At 71.6% G+C, this 17,521-nt stretch carries 14 protein-coding genes; 4 read left to right on the top strand and 10 right to left on the bottom strand.

Annotation, left to right across the window (positions count from 1 at the left end; translation table 11 throughout):
* Nucleotides 1-222: 222 nt before the first annotated feature.
* The gene (locus tag ACIP8Z_RS35645) at nucleotides 223-2,808 is read right to left on the bottom strand and encodes a bifunctional FO biosynthesis protein CofGH (protein ID WP_402090828.1); all 2,586 of its coding nucleotides are present in this window, start codon (nucleotides 2,806-2,808) and stop codon (nucleotides 223-225) included.
* Between the two features lie 105 nt (nucleotides 2,809-2,913).
* On the bottom strand, nucleotides 2,914-3,744 hold the full coding sequence (locus ACIP8Z_RS35640; protein ID WP_402090826.1) for an LLM class F420-dependent oxidoreductase: 831 nt from the start codon (nucleotides 3,742-3,744) through the stop codon (nucleotides 2,914-2,916).
* A gap of 99 nt (nucleotides 3,745-3,843) precedes the next feature.
* On the opposite strand from ACIP8Z_RS35640, the gene ACIP8Z_RS35635 reads away from it, so the two are divergent.
* The 3 genes from ACIP8Z_RS35635 (at nucleotide 3,844) to ACIP8Z_RS35625 (ending at nucleotide 6,884) form a co-directional block, all read left to right on the top strand.
* Nucleotides 3,844-5,322, top strand: a complete 1,479-nt coding sequence (locus ACIP8Z_RS35635) for a CehA/McbA family metallohydrolase (protein WP_402090824.1) — start codon at nucleotides 3,844-3,846, stop codon at nucleotides 5,320-5,322.
* 267 nt (nucleotides 5,323-5,589) lie between these two features.
* Nucleotides 5,590-6,330, top strand: coding sequence for a GNAT family N-acetyltransferase (locus ACIP8Z_RS35630; RefSeq protein WP_402090822.1), 741 nt, complete (start codon nucleotides 5,590-5,592; stop codon nucleotides 6,328-6,330).
* An 86-nt stretch (nucleotides 6,331-6,416) separates the two neighbouring features.
* Nucleotides 6,417-6,884 (top strand): carboxymuconolactone decarboxylase family protein, encoded by a 468-nt coding sequence (locus tag ACIP8Z_RS35625; RefSeq protein WP_229315122.1) that lies wholly within the window; start codon nucleotides 6,417-6,419, stop codon nucleotides 6,882-6,884.
* An 18-nt stretch (nucleotides 6,885-6,902) separates the two neighbouring features.
* Here the strand turns inward: ACIP8Z_RS35625 and ACIP8Z_RS35620 are convergent, their stop codons facing one another.
* Nucleotides 6,903-7,373, bottom strand: a complete 471-nt coding sequence (locus ACIP8Z_RS35620) for a GNAT family N-acetyltransferase (RefSeq protein WP_402090820.1) — start codon at nucleotides 7,371-7,373, stop codon at nucleotides 6,903-6,905.
* Between the two features lie 81 nt (nucleotides 7,374-7,454).
* On the opposite strand from ACIP8Z_RS35620, the gene ACIP8Z_RS35615 reads away from it, so the two are divergent.
* On the top strand, nucleotides 7,455-7,670 hold the full coding sequence (locus ACIP8Z_RS35615; RefSeq protein WP_319319400.1) for a hypothetical protein: 216 nt from the start codon (nucleotides 7,455-7,457) through the stop codon (nucleotides 7,668-7,670).
* Between the two features lie 95 nt (nucleotides 7,671-7,765).
* Here the strand turns inward: ACIP8Z_RS35615 and ACIP8Z_RS35610 are convergent, their stop codons facing one another.
* From ACIP8Z_RS35610 to ACIP8Z_RS35580, 7 genes are all read right to left on the bottom strand, one after another.
* Nucleotides 7,766-9,349 carry an APC family permease gene (locus tag ACIP8Z_RS35610; protein WP_402090818.1) on the bottom strand — a complete coding sequence of 528 codons (1,584 nt, stop codon included), beginning with the start codon at nucleotides 9,347-9,349 and terminating at the stop codon, nucleotides 7,766-7,768.
* 238 nt (nucleotides 9,350-9,587) lie between these two features.
* Nucleotides 9,588-11,039, bottom strand: coding sequence for an aldehyde dehydrogenase family protein (locus ACIP8Z_RS35605; RefSeq protein WP_402090816.1), 1,452 nt, complete (start codon nucleotides 11,037-11,039; stop codon nucleotides 9,588-9,590).
* A complete protein-coding gene (locus ACIP8Z_RS35600) occupies nucleotides 11,036-12,763 on the bottom strand; it encodes an amidohydrolase family protein (protein WP_402090814.1) in 1,728 nt (575 codons plus the stop codon). Before ACIP8Z_RS35600 ends, ACIP8Z_RS35605 begins: the two co-directional genes overlap by 4 nt.
* Nucleotides 12,764-13,081: 318 nt before the next feature.
* The gene (locus ACIP8Z_RS35595) at nucleotides 13,082-14,206 is read right to left on the bottom strand and encodes an LLM class flavin-dependent oxidoreductase (RefSeq protein WP_402090812.1); all 1,125 of its coding nucleotides are present in this window, start codon (nucleotides 14,204-14,206) and stop codon (nucleotides 13,082-13,084) included.
* Nucleotides 14,207-14,315: 109 nt separating this feature from the next.
* Nucleotides 14,316-15,077, bottom strand: a complete 762-nt coding sequence (locus tag ACIP8Z_RS35590; protein WP_402090810.1) for an SDR family NAD(P)-dependent oxidoreductase — start codon at nucleotides 15,075-15,077, stop codon at nucleotides 14,316-14,318.
* An 11-nt stretch (nucleotides 15,078-15,088) separates the two neighbouring features.
* Nucleotides 15,089-16,006 carry an LLM class F420-dependent oxidoreductase gene (locus ACIP8Z_RS35585; RefSeq protein ID WP_402090809.1) on the bottom strand — a complete coding sequence of 306 codons (918 nt, stop codon included), beginning with the start codon at nucleotides 16,004-16,006 and terminating at the stop codon, nucleotides 15,089-15,091.
* Between the two features lie 115 nt (nucleotides 16,007-16,121).
* Complete coding sequence (locus ACIP8Z_RS35580; RefSeq protein ID WP_402090807.1) at nucleotides 16,122-17,339, bottom strand: amidohydrolase family protein; 1,218 nt, start codon at nucleotides 17,337-17,339, stop codon at nucleotides 16,122-16,124.
* Nucleotides 17,340-17,521 lie beyond the last annotated feature (182 nt).

Below are 17,521 nucleotides of genomic sequence, written 5' to 3'. Positions count from 1 at the left end.
GTACGTCCGTTCGGGGGCCGGAACGTTATGTGATCTGAAGCCCTTCAGTCCACTTTTGACCGCAGTTCACCCGGGGCTCGGGCATGACGTGAACGATCCGCGCCATGAACCCCCTGACACGAGTCACGCCCTCCTCCACCGCGGCCACGGAACGGCGCCCCTTGCCGGGCCTGGGCAAGGACCTGCTGGTCGGCTGACCCCGCTGCTCCTGGCCAGTCCTGGCTACTCCTGCGGAAGGACCGGCAGCAGCTCCGGGAGGTGTCCGTCCGACGCCCTCGCCGTGCGCTGTCGTTCCTCCGGTACCTCGCCGTAGAGCGTTGTCCGGGGCTTAGCCGGGCGGCCTGCTGCTTCGGCGATGGCTTCGAGGTCGCGAATGGAGCGGTAGGAGCCGTAACTCGATCCGGCCATGCGCGAGATGGTCTCCTCCATGAGGGTTCCGCCGAGGTCGTTGGCTCCGGAGCGGAGCATTTCGGCGGCGCCTTCGGTACCGAGTTTGACCCAGCTGGTCTGGATGTTGGGGATGTGGGGGTGGAGGAGGAGGCGGGCCATGGCGATGACGGCGCGGTTGTCGCGGTGGGTGGGGCCGGGGCGTGCGATGCCGGCGAGGTAGACGGGTGCGTTGGTGTGGATGAAGGGGAGGGTGACGAACTCGGTGAAGCCTCCGGTCTCCTGCTGGATGCGCGAGAGGGTGCGGAAGTGGCCGAGCCAGTGGCGGGGCTGGTCGACGTGCCCGTACATCATCGTGGAGGAGGAGCGGATGCCGAGTTCGTGGGCGGTGGTGATGACCTCGATCCAGGTGGCGGTGGGGAGTTTGCCCTTGGTCAGCACCCAGCGGACTTCGTCGTCGAGGATCTCGGCGGCGGTGCCGGGGATGGAGTCGAGCCCGGCTTCCTTGGCGGCCGTCAGCCATTCGCGGATCGAAAGGCCCGTCCTCGTGGCGCCGTTGACGACTTCCATGGGTGAGAAGGCGTGGACGTGCATGCCGGGGACCCGCTTCTTGACCGCGCGGGCGATGTCGAAGTAGGCGGTGCCGGGCAGGTCGGGGTGGATGCCGCCCTGCATGCAGACCTCTACGGCGCCGACGTCCCAGGCCTGTTCGGCGCGGTCGGCGACCTGGTCGAGGGAGAGGGTGTAGGCGTCGGCGTCAGTGCGACGCTGGGCGAAGGCGCAGAAACGGCAGCCGGTGTAGCAGACGTTGGTGAAGTTGATGTTCCGCGTCACGATGTACGTCACATCGTCGCCGGAGACGGACTTGCGGACGTCGTCGGCGATGCGGGTGAGGGCGTCGAGGGCGGGCCCGTCCGCGTGCAGCAGCGCCAGCGCCTGGGCGTCGGTGAGTCCGGTCGGGTCGTCGGCGGCGACGGCGAGGGCCTCGCGCACGTCGGAGTCGACGCGCTCGGGCACCATCCCGGGAGCGGCTGCCTCCCGGAGCGCGTCCCAGTCGCCGTAGACGTCGTCGAAGTCGTCGCGGCGGTCGTGGGTGCGGCCGGTGGTGTCGATGGTCGCGTGCAGGTCGGTACGGCCGGACGCGGTGAACGCCTCGTCCGGCTCCTGCCACGGCAGTCCACGCACGGGTGCGTCGGGGTCGGCCAGCCCCGTGGCGGGGTCGGCGAGGGCGCGGACGTGCGGGAGGAGACGCGGGTCGAGCCAGGGCTCGCCGCGCGTGACGAACTCCGGATACACACAGAGCCGTTCGCGCAGTTCGAACCCGGCGGCCCGGGACTTCTCGGCGAGCTCCTCGATCCGGGGCCAGGGGCGTTCGGGGTTGACGTGGTCGATGGTGAGGGGGGAGACGCCGCCCCAGTCGTCGATGCCGGCGGCGATGAGGCGTTCGTACTCGGAGTCGACGAGGTTGGGCGGGGCCTGGAGGCAGGCGGAGGGGCCCATGATGTGCCGGGCGACGGCGACGGTGGCGACGAGGTCGTCGAGCTCGGCGTCCGGCATCCCGCGCATCGCCGTGTCCGGCTTGGCACGGAAGTTCTGGATGATCAGCTCCTGGACGGAGTGATACGCCCGCGAGACCCGCCGCAGCGCGAACAGCGACTCCGCCCGCTCCTCAAGCGTTTCCCCGATACCGAGGAGCAGTCCGGAGGTGAAGGGGACGGACGAACGGCCGGCGTCCTCAAGGACACGGAGCCGGACGGCGGGCTCCTTGTCGGGCGACCCGTAGTGGGGGCCGCCGGGTTCCGACCACAGCCGGGTCGCGGTCGTCTCCAGCATCATCCCCATCGAGGGGGCGACAGGCTTGAGCCGCTGGAGATCCGTCCACGACATCACCCCGGGGTTGAGGTGAGGCAGCAGTCCGGTCTCCTCCAGAATCCGGATCGCCATGGCCCGTACGTAGGCGATGGTGTCGTCGTAACCATGCGCGTCGAGCCACTCCCGGGCCTCGGGCCACCGGTCCTCGGGCTTGTCGCCCAGGGTGATCAGGGCCTCCTTGCAGCCCATTGCGGCCCCGCGCCGTGCGATGTCGAGGACCTCGTCCGGCGACATGAACATCCCGTGCCCGTCACGACGCAGCTTGCCGGGGACGGTGACGAAGGTGCAGTAGTGGCACTTGTCCCGGCACAGCCGGGTCAACGGTATGAACACGCTCTTCGAGTACGTGATGACCCCGGGCCGCCCGGCCGCCTCAAGCCCGGCATCACGCACCCGCCCGGCGGACGCGACCAGATCCGCCAGATCCTCCCCCCGCGCCCGCAACAGCACGGCCGCCTCACCGACATCGAGCGCGACCCCGTCCCTGGCCCGCTTCAGGGCACGGCGCATGGCGTTCGCGGTGGGGCGAGCTTCCTGGTCATCCGTCATGGACCGAGCATACGAGCGGGCACCACGGGCAGGCTTCGGGTCCCCGCAGGAAGCGGCGGATCCGGCCACGCGGTCAGCCGGCGTCCTTGGGGCGAAGTCAACAGATCAGAGGTACTCGGCGTACGCGTCCAGGACGCGCAGGACCTCCGGTTCGGCGGCCGGGGGAAGCTGGAGGACGACCTCCTCGCAGCCCAGTTCCGCGTAGTGCGCGAGCTTGCCGCGGGTCGGGAGGACCGCGTACGGGACGATCTCCAGGGTCTTCGGGTCCCGGCCGGCCTCTTCCCACGCCTGCTTCAGGACCGGGAGCGACTCCGTCAGGCCGCGGCCGCCGATCGGCATCCAGCCGTCCGTCTGCGCGGCGATCCGAGCGAAGAGCTTCGGGCCCGCCGCGCCGCCCAGGAGGATGCGGGGCGCGCCGCCCGCGGGCTTCGGCCAGACCTCCGAGGCCCGGACGGAGTGCCCGAACCCGCCCTCGTACGCGGTGGGTTCCGGGGCCCATAGCGCCCGCATCAGGTTCAGCCGGTCGCGGCCGAGCTCCCGGCGGGTGCTCCAGTCCACGCCGTGGTCGGCCGCCTCCTCGCGGTTCCAGCCGAAGCCGAGGCCGAGGGTGAAGCGGCCGCCGGAGACGTGGTCGAGGGTCGCGATCTGCTTGGCGAGGGCGATCGGGTCGTGCTCGGTGATCAGCGTGATGCCGGTGCCGAGCACCAGGCGCTCGGTGACCGCCGCGGCCTGGCCGAGGGCAACGAAGGGGTCGAGGGTGCGGCCGTACTCGCGGGGCAGTTCGCCGCCCGCCGGGTAGTCCGTGTCCCGTGCGACGGGGATGTGGGTGTGCTCGGGCAGGTAGAGCCCGCCGAACCCGCGCTGTTCGAGTTCGCGCGCGAGCCGCACGGGGCTGATGGTCTCGTCGGTCAGGAAGATCGTGGTCGAGATCCGCATAGCGGCACGGTAGGGCGTGCGGCCCGGATTTCCGAGGGGTGCGACACGAGTGCGTTCCGCGTTGGCCGGGCGTTCACGGGTACGCACCAAGGTGCCTCCATGAGCGAACCGAGCAGACGTGTACTCCTCGCGACAGGCATCACGACAGGCATCGCTTCGGCCCTGACGCTGGGCGGTGTGAGCTTCGCCCACGCCGAGGGCGGCGAACAGACGCAGACCGTGACCGGCACCCTGCCGCCCGGCTCCCCCGACTACGTGTACCTCCCCGTCGAGCTGCCCCGCGGCGTCCGCGAGCTCCATGTCGCGTACGCGTACGAGCGGCCGGCCGTCCCCGCCGGCACCCAGGGCAACGCCCTCGACATCGGCCTCTTCGACCGGCGCGGCACCGCGCTCGGCGGGAACGGCTTCCGCGGCTGGTCGGGCGGCGCGCGCAAGGAGTTCTTCGTCCGGACGGACGAGGCGACGCCGGGGTACATCGCCGGACCGCTGAAGGCCGGGACCTGGTACGTCGTCCTCGCCCCCTACACCGTGGCCCCGCAGGGACTCCCGTACAGCGTCACGATCACCCTCCGGTTCGGCGCGGCGCTGCCGGCGCGGCGTCCCGGGTACCCGCCGGAGCGGGCCGCGGGGCGTGGCCGCGCCTGGTACCGCGGCGACTGCCACCTCCACACCGTGTACTCGGACGGGCGCCGCACCCCCGCCGAGGTCGCCGCGCTCGCCCGCGCCGCCGGTCTCGACTTCCTGACGGCCACCGAGCACAACACCCACGGCGGGCACGGCGCGTGGGACGGGCTCGGCGGGGACGACCTGCTGATCCTGCTCGGCGAGGAGGTCACCACCCGCAACGGGCACGTCCTCGCGATCGGGACCGACCCGGGCACGTTCGTCGACTGGCGCTACCGGGCCCGGGAGAACCGTTTCGGGCACTTCGCGCGGGAGATCCGCCGGGCCGGCGGTCTCGTCGTCCCCGCCCATCCGCACGCCACCTGCATCGGCTGCGTGTGGAAGTTCGGCTTCGGCGAGGCGGACGCCGTCGAGGTGTGGAACGGACCCTTCACCCCGGACGACGAGGTGTCCCTGGCCGGCTGGGACGCGGCGCTCGCGCAGGGCCGCTGGACCCCCGCGATGGGCAACAGCGACGCCCACCGCGACCCGGATCGCGTCGGCACGCCGCAGACCGTGGTCCTCGCCGACGACCTGAGCCGGCGGTCGATCCTCGCCGGGCTGCGGGCCGGCCGCTCGTACGTCGCCGAGTCCTCGGCGGTCTCCCTCGACTTCTCGGTGACGGACGGACGGGGGCGGACGGCGGGGATCGGGGAGCGGCTGCGGGTCGGGGAGGACGAGCCGGTGACGGTACGGCTGGGGGTGACGGGTGCGCCGGAGGACGGCGCGGTCCGCTTCGTCACGGATCAGGGGGTGCTGCACACGGCGCCGGTGGGGGCCGGGGCCGCCGAGTGGGTGACGACGGCCGCGTACGCCACGTACGTGCGCGCCGAGGTCCGCCACCCGGCGCCCCTGCCGCCGCTGCCGGGCCCCCTGTCAGCCTTCACGAACCCGGTGTTCCTGGAGACCCGCTGACGGACCCGGGCCGTCAGGGCCGCGCCGCGTCGAGCGCGCCCACCGCTCGCGCCTCGCCCCGGCCTGTGCGGACTGCGCCCTCGCCTCCCGCCGTGTGGGCCGCGCCCGCCACCTTGCGCCGCCGCCCCAGCGGAACAGATGCCCACAACGCGGGTGGCGGGTGGGCGCCGCCCCCGCGGTGGGCGCCGCGCCGGGGGCGGTGGTAGTGGCGCTGGGCTCGCTTTAAATACACGGGCGGTCTTCCGCGGTGGCGCCTAGCGTGGGCCCGTGCTGAAGCGAATCGAGACGTACTACGACGCCGCCCCCCGTTCCGCCGCCCGCGCCGAGGCGTTCGGGCCCCTGACCCTGTTCGTGCGGGAGGGCGCGGGCTGGCCGTACTACGCGCGGCCCGCGCTCGGGTACGACGGGGAGGCGACGGTCGCCGACGTGGACCGGGTGCGGGCGCGGCAGCGGGAGCTGGGGGCGCCCGAGGCGTTCGAGTGGGTGGCGGAGACGACGCCGGGGCTGCGGGCGGCCGTGGAGGCGAGCGGGCTCACCGTCCACGAGCATCCGCTGATGGTCCTGGAGGGCGACGGGCTCCCGGTGGCCGGGCCCGAGGGCGTCACCGTACGGATGGTCGGCGCGCGCGATCCGTTCCTGGCGAGCGCGGTCGCCGCCCCGTACGCGGCCTTCGGCGCCGAGCCGACGCCGGACGTCGTCGCGCAGGTGGCCGACCGGATCACGGCGGGTCTCACCCATCTCTCGGCCGCCCTGGACGACGCCGGCACGGCGCTCTCGGCGGGGCAGCACCAGCCCGTCGGGGCCGTGTCCGAGGTCGTCGGCGTCGGCACCGTCCCGACGGCCCGGCGCCGGGGTCTCGGTCTCGCGGTGACGGCGGCCCTGGTGGCCGACGCCCGGTCCCGCGGCGTGGATCTGGTGTTCCTGTCGGCGTCGGACGCGGACGTGGCCCGGCTCTACGGGCGCCTCGGTTTCCGCACCGTCGCCACCGCCCTCATCGCCGAGGCGTAGCCCGGTTGTCACATTTCCCGCGTCCGCTTCGTCAGTGCGGTGAAGGCAATCGACACCGCACACCGAGACGCTGAGGAGCGATCACCATGGCGCACGCGACCACCCCCCGGATGACCAACCCCGCCTATGTCCTCCCCGGAGCGGGCCCGGCGATCCAGGAGCTGGTGAAGGCGACCCGCGAGGGCGGTGTCCCGGAGTCGACCCTGGAGCTGGTGCACCTGCGGGCCAGCCAGATCAACAGCTGCGGGTTCTGCGTCGACTACGGCGCGAAGAGCGCCCGGAAGAACGGCGTGAGCGACGAGAAGCTGTTCGCCGTCGCCGCCTGGCGCGAGGCCCCGTACTTCTCCGACGAGGAGCGCGCGGCCCTGGCCCTGGCCGAGGCGGCGACCCGGCTCGCCGACACGTCGGACGCCGTGCCGGACGAGGTGTGGGACGCCGCCGCCGACCACTACGACGAGAAGCAGCTCGCCGCGATCGTCCTGATGGTCGCGGTCACCAACCTGTTCAACCGGATCAACGTCACCGTCCGCCAGCCGGCCGGAGTCGCCCTCTGACCGGGGGCGGCCGGCCGGTCAGGCGGGGGCGGCGGCCCGTGGCTCGCGTACGAGCAGGACGTCCACCGGGTCCTCGGACTCGTACGTGAAGCCCTCCCGCTCGTAGAGGCGGCGGGCGGCGCTGCCCTGGAGCACGACCAGGCGGACCGGGGCCTCGGCCCCGTCCGCCCGGGCGAGGAGGTCCCGCAGCACCGCCGTCCCGAGGCCCCGCCCCTGGACCTCGGGGGTCAGGTAGAAGTGCTCCAGGTGGTAGCCCGCACCGGCTTCGTACGGGCGCAGGGTCACGCAGCCCGTGAAGCCGCCGTCCACCTCGATGACCGAGGTGTGCTCCGGCGAGAAGCCGTCCCGCAGCCGCTGCCGCACCCGGTGTTCGTCGTAGCGTCCGAGGCGCTCCAGGTCGTCCCGCATGACGACGGCCCGCAGCTCGGCCATGGCCTCGATGTCCTCGGTCCGCCCGGGGCGCAGCGACCAGTTCGTTTCCCCATACATGGACGCATCCTAGGGATGCGTCCATCGGGGCTTCGGGCGCGCCCACGTAACCGGATCCATGCCGTCCGCGTTGGTGCGGGCATGAAGAAGATGCTCACCGCAGTCGCCCTGACCTGTTTCGCCGCGTCCGGCGGCCTCGCCGCCGCCGGAACCGCCGCCGCCGACGCCGGCGGGGTGAACCTGCCGTCGGTCGTGCCGCTCAGCGGCGTCCTGACCCCGAAGGCCAAGCCGGCCGGTACGCCCGACCTGCCGCCCGCCAACGCGGCGGTGGAGCGCCTGCTCCCCGGACACCACTGAGCCGTACGCGGACGACGAAGGACGAAGGTGGCGGGACCCCCCACGGGCCCGCCACCTTCGCGTTCTCCCGTCGACTCAGGAGGACCGCGCCGGACTCAGTCGGCGACCACCAGCGACGGCGTCTCCTTCGTCAGGACCTCGCCGCGGAAGAACGCGGGGCTCCGGCGCTGCATGACCAGCATGATCACCACGCCGATGAGCAGCAGTCCGACGCCGATCACGAAGACCGAGCCGACGCCGAAGACCGCGGAGCCGGAGCCGTACGCCGGGTCCCACATGTCGTACAGCGTCTTGCCGAAGACGGCGGTCAGCATCAGTCCGCCGAGCAGCGGCATCAGGCCCTTGTAGGCGAAGTCCCGGCCGGAGCGGAAGAGCTCGCCGCGGAAGTACCAGACGCAGGCGAAGGCCGTGAGCGCGTAGTAGAAGCAGATCATCAGGCCGAGCGCGTAGATGGTGTCGACCAGGACGTTCTCGCTGAGCAGGGTCATCACGGTGTAGAAGACGCCGGTGGCGACACCGGCCACGATCGTGGCCTTGCCGGGGGTCTTGAAGACCGGGTGGACCTTGGTGAAGGACTTCGGCAGGGCCTCGTACGTGGACATCGCGAGCACCGTGCGGGCGACCGGGATGAACGTGGTCTGGAGGCTGGCGGCCGCCGAGGCGAGGACCGCGACGAAGAGCAGGATGCCGAGCGTGGGGCCCATGACCGGGCCGGCGAGGGCGGCGAAGACGTTGTCGGAGGTCTCCGGGTTGGCGAGGCCGAGGCCCTCCTCGCCGGAGCCGACGACCATCTGGGCGGCGATGCCGGTGGCCAGGTAGGAGCCGACCAGGACGACCATCGCGATGAGCGCGGCGCGGCCGGGGGTCTTGGCGCTGCCGGTGGTCTCCTCGTTGGTCGCCATGCAGGCGTCCCAGCCCCAGTACATGAAGATCGAGAGCGAGAGGCCGGCGGTGAAGGCGGCGAAGGACTGGACCGCGAAGGGGTTCATCCAGGACCAGGAGAAGTCGACCGAGGTCTCGAAGGAGCCGGCCTTCGTCAGGGCCATGCCCACGAAGACGGCGAGGACGACGAGCTGGAGGCCGACGAGGGTGTACTGGACGCCCTTGGTGGCGGTCATGCCGCGGTAGCTGATCGCGGTGGCCGCGGCGATGAGGGCCAGGCAGGTGACGATGTGGACGGCTTTGTTGTCGTCCAGGGCGGCGATGGACTCACTGCCGCTGATCTCACCGGCGAGGAGCCAGAAGTAGGAGGTCGCGACGCCCGCCAGGTTGGAGAGGACGATGATCGTCGCGATGACGAGGCCCCAGCCGCACATCCAGCCGATGCGGGGCCCGAAGGCCTTCACGGTCCAGGTGAACGAGGTGCCGCAGTCGGGCATGACCTTGTTGAGCTCCCGGTACGCGAAGGCGACGAGGAGCATCGGGAGGAAGCCGGCGAGGAAGATCGCGGGCATCTGCAGTCCGACCTCGCCGGCGGTGGAGCCGAGTGTCGAGGTCAGGCAGTAGACGGGGGCGACGGTCGAGATGCCGATGACGGCACTGCCGAGGAGTCCGACGGAGTTTCCGCCGAGGCCTTTGGTGCGCACACCCTGGGTACCGGCCGCGCCGTCGGTGTCACCCGGGGCGTTGACGCCCCTTACCGTGTCTCCGGCCTGGGGCCGCGCTTCCACCTGAGTCATGAACAGGACGTTAAATGCTGCGGTTTCCATATCCGGAGGATCAAAATCCGCTCATCTGATCGACCACCGCCTTGCATTGCGAGGGTCGAAGCGGGCACGCACCAATGATTGAAAGATCGACCAACGGCACGGGCCGACCAACTGGTAGGTCGGTCGACCCATGTCCGATATGCGGGAACCGCAGCCAGGCCCGAAATGTCCGTTTCGAAATTTTCCCGAGGAATTTTCGGGGACGTCGTCAGCCCGGCCACACCACCGCTTGCAGCTCGCTGTAGGCGTGCAGCGCGTACGAGCCCACGTCCCGTCCGACCCCGCTCCGCTTGAATCCGCCGAACGGCGCCTCCATGTTCCGCCCGATCGTGTTCACGCCCACCCCGCCGGCCCGCAGCCGGGCCGCGATCCGGAAGGCGCGGGCCACGTCGCCCGACCACACGTAGTCGAGGAGCCCGTACTCGCTGTCGTTGGCGAGCGCGATGCCCTCCTCCTCGTCGTCGAAGGGGACCACCACGACGACCGGCCCGAAGATCTCCTCCCGCACCACCCGCATCTCGTTGGTGCAGTCGGCGAGCAGGGTCGGCGCCACGTAGAAGCCCTTCGGGAGGTCAGGCCGCTCACCGCCGACGACGACCCGCGCCCCCTCCTTCCGGCCGAGCTCGACGTACGACTCCACCCGGTCGCGGTGGGCCGCCGAGATCACCGGGCCGACGATCGTGCCCCGCTCCGCCGGGTCCCCCACCTTCATGAAGGCCAGATAGCCGGTGAGCTTCTCGATCAGCCGCTCGTAGATCCCGCGCTGGGCGAGCACCCGGGTCGGGGCCGTGCAGATCTGTCCGCTGTAGAAGGAGAACGTCGTCCCGATCCCCATCACCGCCGAGTCCAGGTCGGCGTCGTCGAGGACGAGCGCGGCTCCCTTGCCGCCCAGCTCCATCAGCTGCCGCTTGAGCGTGCGGCCGCAGACCTCGCCGATCGCCTGCCCGACCGCCGTGGAGCCGGTGAACGACACCATGTCGACGTCCGGGGAGTCCACGGCCGCCTGCCCCGCCTCGGCCGAGGAGCCGGTGACCACGTTGACGACACCCGGCGGGACACCGGCCTCCTCCAGGGCGCGGGTCATCGCGTACACCGAGAGCGGGTCCTGCGGGGCCGGCTTCACCAGGACCGTGTTGCCCATCGCGAGCGCGGGGGCGATCTTGCCGGCCGGGTTGGCCCAGGGGTTGTTGTACGAGGTGATGCAGGTGACCACGCCGACCGGGCGGCGCACCGCCACCGCACCGAACACCCCGGCCTTGCCCATCGGGCCCGCTTCGTTGATCTGCGGGGGCAGCGCCTGCTCGACCGGTTCCATGGCCCCGCGCGCGTACCGCCGGAAGCGGGCCGAGCCGACCGCGACCTGCATGCCGCGCGCCGTGCCGGTGGTGGCGCCGGTCTCGGCGCGGGCGAGGAGGGTGTTCGCCTCGGCGTCCCTGGCCATCAGGTCGGCCGCCCGGTCCAGGATCGCGGCCCGCTCCTCCGGTCGCGTCCGGGACCAGGAGCCGAAGGCCTCGCGGGCCGCGGCGGCCGCCTCGTACACCTGGGCGCGGGAGGCCTCCGGGGCGAGGCCGACGACCTCCTCGGTGGCCGGGTCGATCACCTCGTAGTGACCACCGTCGGGCTCGACCCACGCGCCGCCGATGAAGAGCTTCTGGTTCACCTGGTCGCCACCGTCCTCGTGTCACGGCCGGAGCGCAGTACCTTCCCCGGGACCGCGCCGGTCACCTCGTCGTCCCGCACCGTCTCCACGCCGTTGACCCGTACCGACACGATCCCGACCGCCCGCGAGTCCAGCCGCGGGCTGTCCCCCGGCAGGTCGTGCACGAGGGTCGCAGGGCCCGCGTCGATCCGCTCCGGGTCGAAGAGCACCAGGTCCGCGTGGAAGCCCTCGGCGATCCGGCCGCGCTCGCGGAGCCCGAAGAGCCGGGCCGGGTCGTCGGTCAGCATCCGCACCGCCCGCTCCAGGGGAACGAGCCTGCGGCCGCGCAGACAGTCGCCGAGGAACCGGGTCGTGTACGGCGCTCCGCACATCCGGTCCAGGTGGGCGCCCGCGTCGGAGCCGCCGAGCAGCACGTCCTCGTGGTCCCAGGTCTCGCGGCGCAGCGCCCAGGAGTCCGGGTCGTTGTCGCTGGGCATCGGCCACAGGATCGTCCGGAGCTCGTCGTTGGCGCAGATCTCGACGAGGCACTGGAAGGGGTCCTGGCCGCGCTCGGCCGCGATGTCGCCGACGACACGGCCGGTGAGGCCCTCGTTCTCGGGGCTGTACGTGTCCCCGATGACGTACCGCCCGAAGTGGGCGAGGCGCCGGAAGACCCCGGCCTCCCTGGAGTCGGCGCGCCGCAGCATCTCGGCCCGCACGTCCGGGTCGCGGAGCTTCGCGATCCGGTCGGGGACGGGAAGTCCGAGGATCTCGCCCCATCCCGGGATGAGGTTGAGGGCGCAGAAGGTGCCGAGCGACATGTTCATCGGGGTCAGGATCGGCATGGTGAGCGCGACGATCCGGCCGCCGGACTTACGGGCCCGCTCGGAGGCGGTGAGCTGGCGCGGGACGCGTTCGGGGACGGCGGCGTCGATGGTGAGGACGTTCCAGTTGAGGGGGCGTCCGGCGGCGGCGGTCATCTCGACGAACAGCTCGATCTCGTCGTCGGAGAACTGGTCGAGACAGCCCGCCAGGATCGCTTCGAGCTGGGTGCCCTCGTGCTCGCCGACGGCGCGGGAGAGCGCGATGAGCTCCTCCGGGCCGGCGTGCCGGGAGGCGACGGGGGCGCCGTCGCCGTCGGAGTGGGTGGACGACTGGGTGGTGGACAGCCCCCAGGCGCCGGCCTCCATGGCCTCCTTGAGGAGGGCGACCATCTGCGCGAGCTGCTCGGGGGTGGGCTGCCCGCCGACGGCGTCGGCGCCCATCACGTACCTGCGCAGGGCGCAGTGGCCCACCATGAATCCGGCGTTGACGGCGATGCGGCCGTCGAGGGCGTCGAGGTACTCGGCGAACGACGACCAGCTCCAGTCGACGCCCTCCTCCAGGGCCTTCAGGGCCATCCCCTCGACCTTGGACATCATGCGGCGGGTGTAGTCGGCGTCCTCGGGCCGGTCCGGGTGGAGCGGAGCGAGGGTGAAACCGCAGTTGCCGCCGGCGACGGTGGTGACGCCGTGGTTCATGGACGGGGTGGCGTACGGGTCCCAGAACAGCTGGGCGTCGTAGTGGGTGTGCGGGTCGACGAAGCCGGGCGTGAGGACGAGACCGGTGGCGTCCTCGGTGGTCCGGGCGGGGGCGCCGGGCTCGGCGAAGACGATCCGCCCCTCGCGCATGCCGATGTCGGCGATGTAGCCGGGGGCGCCGGTGCCGTCCACGACGGTGGCGCCCGTGATGAGGTGGTCGAGCATGACGGTCCCTTTCTGGACGTGGACGCGGGTGTGCCCCGGACCGGGGGCCGCCGCGGAACGGCCTCCGGCCGGGGCCGGTACGGGGCGGCGGTCCGGGAAGACACCACCCCGCGCTCGTCGTGCGCGGCCCGCCGAGGTCCGGGCGCACCCGTTGCGGGCTGCGCCCCGCCGCCCCCTCGTTGTGGCCCTTCGCACCGCTGGCCCGGTGCCCACCCGCCACCCACGTCGTGGGCAGTCGTTCCGCTGGGGCGTGGCGGTCCCCCCGGACGGAGTCTGAGGGAGGGACGATCGCCCCACACGAAGGCGGGGCGGGGGCCCTCAGGCGCCCGCGGAGTGGCGGAAGCGGGTCGTGCGGTGGATCGGGTCCGTGTCGATCTTCGGGATCACATGCTCACCGATCAGCTTGATCGAGTTCATCGTGTCCTCGTACGAGATCCCGATCGGCAGCCCGAAGGACAGCTGGTCCGCCCCCGCCTGCTCCCACCGCTTGCACTGCGCCAGGACCTCCGACGGATCGCCGCAGATCATCAGCTCCTCCTGGATGAGGAGTTCGATGATCTCGGCCGAGTACTCCGGCAGGAGCTCCGGCCACTCCGGGATGCCCTCCGGCCGCGGGAAGGTGTCGTGGTAGCGGAAGAGGAGGGACTGGAGGTAGTTCAGCCCGCCGCCGACCGCGATCTCGACGGCCTTGTCGTGCGTCTCGGCGCAGATCGCCGTCGAGGTCACCATGACGTTGTCGTTGACGAAGTCGCCGATCGCCTTGGCCTCCTTGATCGCGGTCTTGTACGACTCGACGACCCACTCCATGTCGGAGACCTTCTGCACGCTGAAGCCGAGGACGCCGAGGCCCTTCCTGCCGGCCATGGCGTACGAGGACGGGGACCCGGCGGCGTACCACATGGCGGGGTGGGACTTCCCGTACGGCTTCGGGAGGACCTTGCGGGGCGGCAGCGACCAGTGCTTGCCCTGGAAGCCGACGTACTCGTCCTGGAGCCACATCTTGGGGAACTCGGCGATCGTCTCCTCCCACAGCTCCTTGGTGTGGTTCATGTCGGTGATGCCCGGCATGAACCCGAGGATCTCGTGGGAGCCCGCGCCGCGGCCGGAGCCGAACTCGAAGCGTCCGCCGGAGAGATGGTCGAGCATGGCGACCTTCTCGGCGACCTTCACCGGGTGGTTGACGGGGGCGAGGGGGTTGAAGATGCCGGAACCGAGGTGGATCCGGTCGGTGGCGTGGGCGAGGTAGCCCAGGTAGACGTCGTTGGCGGAGAGGTGCGAGTACTCCTCCAGGAAGTGGTGCTCCGAGGCCCAGGCGTACTTGAAGCCGGACCTGTCCGCCTGGATGACGTACTCGGTCTCCTCCATGAGCGCCTTGTGCTCGGCTTCGGGATCGGTCTCGGCGCGCTTGCCGACGTATCCCTGTACGAAGATCCCGAATTCCAAGGGGGTTCACCGTCCTCGTGAGTTTCTGACGTGTCGTCAGATTCGTGATGTGCCCGACTGTCGCACCGCGGGGTGGGCCCGTCAATACCTGACGAGCCGTCAGGTAGGACTAGAAGAGGCTGACTCCCGCCAGCCAACCGCCGTCGATCACGAACGGCTGCCCCGTGATGTACGCCGAGTCCTCCCCGGTCAGGAACAGCGCGAGGGCCGCCACCTCGTCCGGGCGCCCGATCCGCCCGAGCGGCACGAGCTTGCGGTACAGCTCGGCCGTGGCGGCCGGGTCCACGCCCTCCGGGTTGCTCATGGGGGTGTCGATGGCGCCCGGGCAGACGGCGTTCACCCGGATCCCCTTCGCGGCCAGCTCCAGGGCGGCCACCCGGGTCAGCCCGAGGACGGCGTGCTTCGAGGCGGCGTACGCGCCGACCCCGGCCATCCCCGTCAGGCCCGTGTACGAGGCCGTGTTGACGATCGTCCCGCCGCCGGCCGCCGCGATCTCGGGCGCGACGGTACGGATGCCGAGGAAGCAGCCGGTCTGGTTGACGGAGACGACCGCCTGGAACTCCTCCAGGGGCGTGGAGAGCAGCTCGTTGAAGCGGAGGATGCCGGCGTTGTTGACGAGCCCGTCGATCTTCCCGAACCGCTCCTTGGCGACGGCCACGGCCGCGGTCCAGTCGTCCTCCCTGGTCACGTCCAGATGGACGTAGACGGCCCGCTCCTCCCCCAGCTCCTTGGCCAGCGTCGCGCCGGCCTCGTCGAGGACGTCGGCGAGGACGACCCTGGCCCCCTCCCCGGCGAACAGCCGGGCCTCCTGCTCGCCCTGTCCGCGCGCCGCGCCGGTGACGAGGACGACCCGCCCGTCGAGTGTGCCCATGTCCGTACTCCCTAGAGGTGAGGGGCGACCTCCGTGCCGAAGGCCGCCATCTGATCGATGAGTTCGGTACGGCTCCGGGAGCGGAACCGGACCTGGATCTGGTGCACGCCCATCTCCCCGTACGCGCGCAGGGAGGCGGCGATCTCCTCCGGGCGGCCGCTGAGGGTGCGCCGGCCGACGGGCCACTCGGGCGTGCCGACGTACAGCGGCTCGGCGATCGCGCCGACGGTGATCGGCTCCGCGATCCCGGCCTCGGCGCGCAGCCGCAGCAGCTTCTGGATCTGCGCGGCGAGCCGCTCTCGCGGGTCGCCCTGCGGGAGCCAGCCGTCGCCCTTGAGCGCGGCGCGGCGCACGGCGGCCGGGGAGGAGCCGCCGACCCAGAGCGGGACGCGCTCCTGTGCGGGCCGGGGCAGCTGTCCGAGGTCCTTGAAGGCGAACCGCTCCCCCAGGTGCTCCGGGTACTCCTCGGGCCCGAGCGCGGCACGCAGCGCGTCCATGGTCTCGTCGAGGACGGCGCCCCGGCGGGCGAAGTCCACGCCGAGCGCCTCGAACTCCTCCTGGACGTGCCCGGCGCCGACCCCGAGGACGAGCCGGCCGCCGGAGAGGTGGTCGAGCGTCGCGTACGCCTTGGCGGTGACGAGCGGATGGCGCAGCCCGACGACGGCGACGTGCGAGAGCAGCCGGACGCGTTCGGTGGCGGCGGCGAGGAAGGAGAGCGTGGCGACCGGGTCGTACCAGACGGTGCTCATGGCCTCGGCGAGCCGGCGCGGGATGGCGACGTGGTCGCAGCTCGCGAGGTAGTCGAATCCGTGCTCCTCGGCGGCGCGGGCGACGGCGAGCAGATCGGCGGCCCCCGCGGCCGCCTCCCAGGGCTCGGCGTAGATCGCGCTCTGCGACTGGACCGGCAGCTGCATCCCGTAGACCACCATGAGGAACCCCCTTGAGCCCTGGCCTCGCGGCCCTTGTCTGACGATCCGTCATTTCATGAGCGGGGCCCATGCTCGTACCTGACGACCCATCAGACAAGGGGTGGGGGTCACCGGTCTACGGGCGCCAGAGGCCGTCCGGGGTGAGGCCGAGGAGGTCGATCGCGTTGCCGCGGACGATGCGCTCGACGACGTCCGGGGCCAGGTGCCCCATCTGCGCCTCGCCGACCTCCCTCGACTTGGGCCAGGTGGAGTCCGAGTGCGGGTAGTCCGTCTCGTAGAGGACGTTCCCTGCCCCGATCGCGTCGAGGTTCCTCAGGCCGAACGCGTCGTCGAAGAAGCAGCCGAAGACGTGCCCGGCGAAGAGCTCCGACGGCGGGCGCAGCACCTTGTCGGCGACCCCGCCCCAGCCGCGGTTCTCCTCCCACACGACGTCGGCGCGCTCCAGGATGTACGGGATCCAGCCGATCTGCCCCTCCGCGTACATGATCCGCAGGTTGGGGAAGCGCTCGAACTTGCCGCTCATCAGCCAGTCGACCATCGAGAAGCAGCAGTTGGCGAAGGTGATGGTCGAGCCGACGGCCGGCGGGGCGTCGGCGGAGGTCGAGGGCATCCGGCTGGACGAGCCGATGTGCATGGCGATGACCGTGCCGGTCTCGTCGCACGCCCGGAAGAAGGGGTCCCAGTGGTCCGTGTGCACGGAGGGGAGCCCGAGGTGCGGCGGGATCTCCGAGAACGCGACCGCCCGCACCCCGCGCGCGGCGTTGCGGCGGACCTCGGCGGCGGCCAGCTCCGGATCCCAGAGCGGGATGAGGGTGAGCGGGATGAGCCGCCCGTGCGCCTCGGGCCCGCACCACTCCTCCACCATCCAGTCGTTGTACGCCCGGACGCAGAGCAGCCCGAGCTCGCGGTCGCCCGCCTCGGTGAAGGTCTGCCCGCAGAAGCGGGGGAAGGTCGGGAAGCAGAGCGCGGACTGGACGTGGTTGACGTCCATGTCGGCGAGCCGCTCGGGCACCGAGTGGGAGCCGGGCCGCATCTGTTCGTACGTGATGACTTCGAGCCGTATCTCGTCGCGGTCGTAGCCGACGGCGGTGTCGAGGCGGGTGAGGGGCCGGTGCAGGTCCTCGTAGACCCACCAGTCGCCGATCGGGCCCTCGTCCCCCCTGGCCCCCATGACGGGGGCGAACTTCCCGCCGAGGAAGGTCATTTCCTTGAGCGGGGCGCGGACGATCCGGGGTCCGGTGTCGTGGTACCGGGACGGGAGGCGGTCCCGCCAGACGTGCGGGGGCTCCACGGTGTGGTCGTCCACCGAGATGATCTTCGGGAAGGTCTCCATGGCTTTCACGGTAGCGCTGATCTGACGACCCGTCAGCTATCGTGCGGGGAATCAGCGGTGTGACGGGCTCACTACGGCCGCATCACGGCCCGGACTACGGCCGACCCGATGCTGACGGACTCCCTCCGGACAAGGCAGACTGTCCAGGGCGAAACAAGCGTGGGCGGTACGGGCAGGGGGAG

It is taken from the genome of Streptomyces sp. NPDC088553, assembly GCF_044752965.1.
Lineage (GTDB): Bacteria > Actinomycetota > Actinomycetes > Streptomycetales > Streptomycetaceae > Streptomyces.
Note: the sequence above shows the minus strand (reverse complement) of the source record. Positions and strands in the feature narration are given on the sequence as shown.

Coding starts and splice junctions, on each gene's coding strand:
- ACIP8Z_RS35645 (WP_402090828.1), bottom strand. CDS start 2,808: ATGACGGATGACCAGGAAGCTCGCCCCACCGCGAACGCCATGCGCCGT.
- ACIP8Z_RS35640 (WP_402090826.1), bottom strand. CDS start 3,744: ATGCGGATCTCGACCACGATCTTCCTGACCGACGAGACCATCAGCCCC.
- ACIP8Z_RS35635 (WP_402090824.1), top strand. CDS start 3,844: ATGAGCGAACCGAGCAGACGTGTACTCCTCGCGACAGGCATCACGACA.
- ACIP8Z_RS35625 (WP_229315122.1), top strand. CDS start 6,417: ATGGCGCACGCGACCACCCCCCGGATGACCAACCCCGCCTATGTCCTC.
- ACIP8Z_RS35620 (WP_402090820.1), bottom strand. CDS start 7,373: ATGTATGGGGAAACGAACTGGTCGCTGCGCCCCGGGCGGACCGAGGAC.
- ACIP8Z_RS35615 (WP_319319400.1), top strand. CDS start 7,455: ATGAAGAAGATGCTCACCGCAGTCGCCCTGACCTGTTTCGCCGCGTCC.
- ACIP8Z_RS35610 (WP_402090818.1), bottom strand. CDS start 9,349: ATGACTCAGGTGGAAGCGCGGCCCCAGGCCGGAGACACGGTAAGGGGC.
- ACIP8Z_RS35600 (WP_402090814.1), bottom strand. CDS start 12,763: ATGCTCGACCACCTCATCACGGGCGCCACCGTCGTGGACGGCACCGGC.
- ACIP8Z_RS35590 (WP_402090810.1), bottom strand. CDS start 15,077: ATGGGCACACTCGACGGGCGGGTCGTCCTCGTCACCGGCGCGGCGCGC.
- ACIP8Z_RS35585 (WP_402090809.1), bottom strand. CDS start 16,006: ATGGTGGTCTACGGGATGCAGCTGCCGGTCCAGTCGCAGAGCGCGATC.
- ACIP8Z_RS35580 (WP_402090807.1), bottom strand. CDS start 17,339: ATGGAGACCTTCCCGAAGATCATCTCGGTGGACGACCACACCGTGGAG.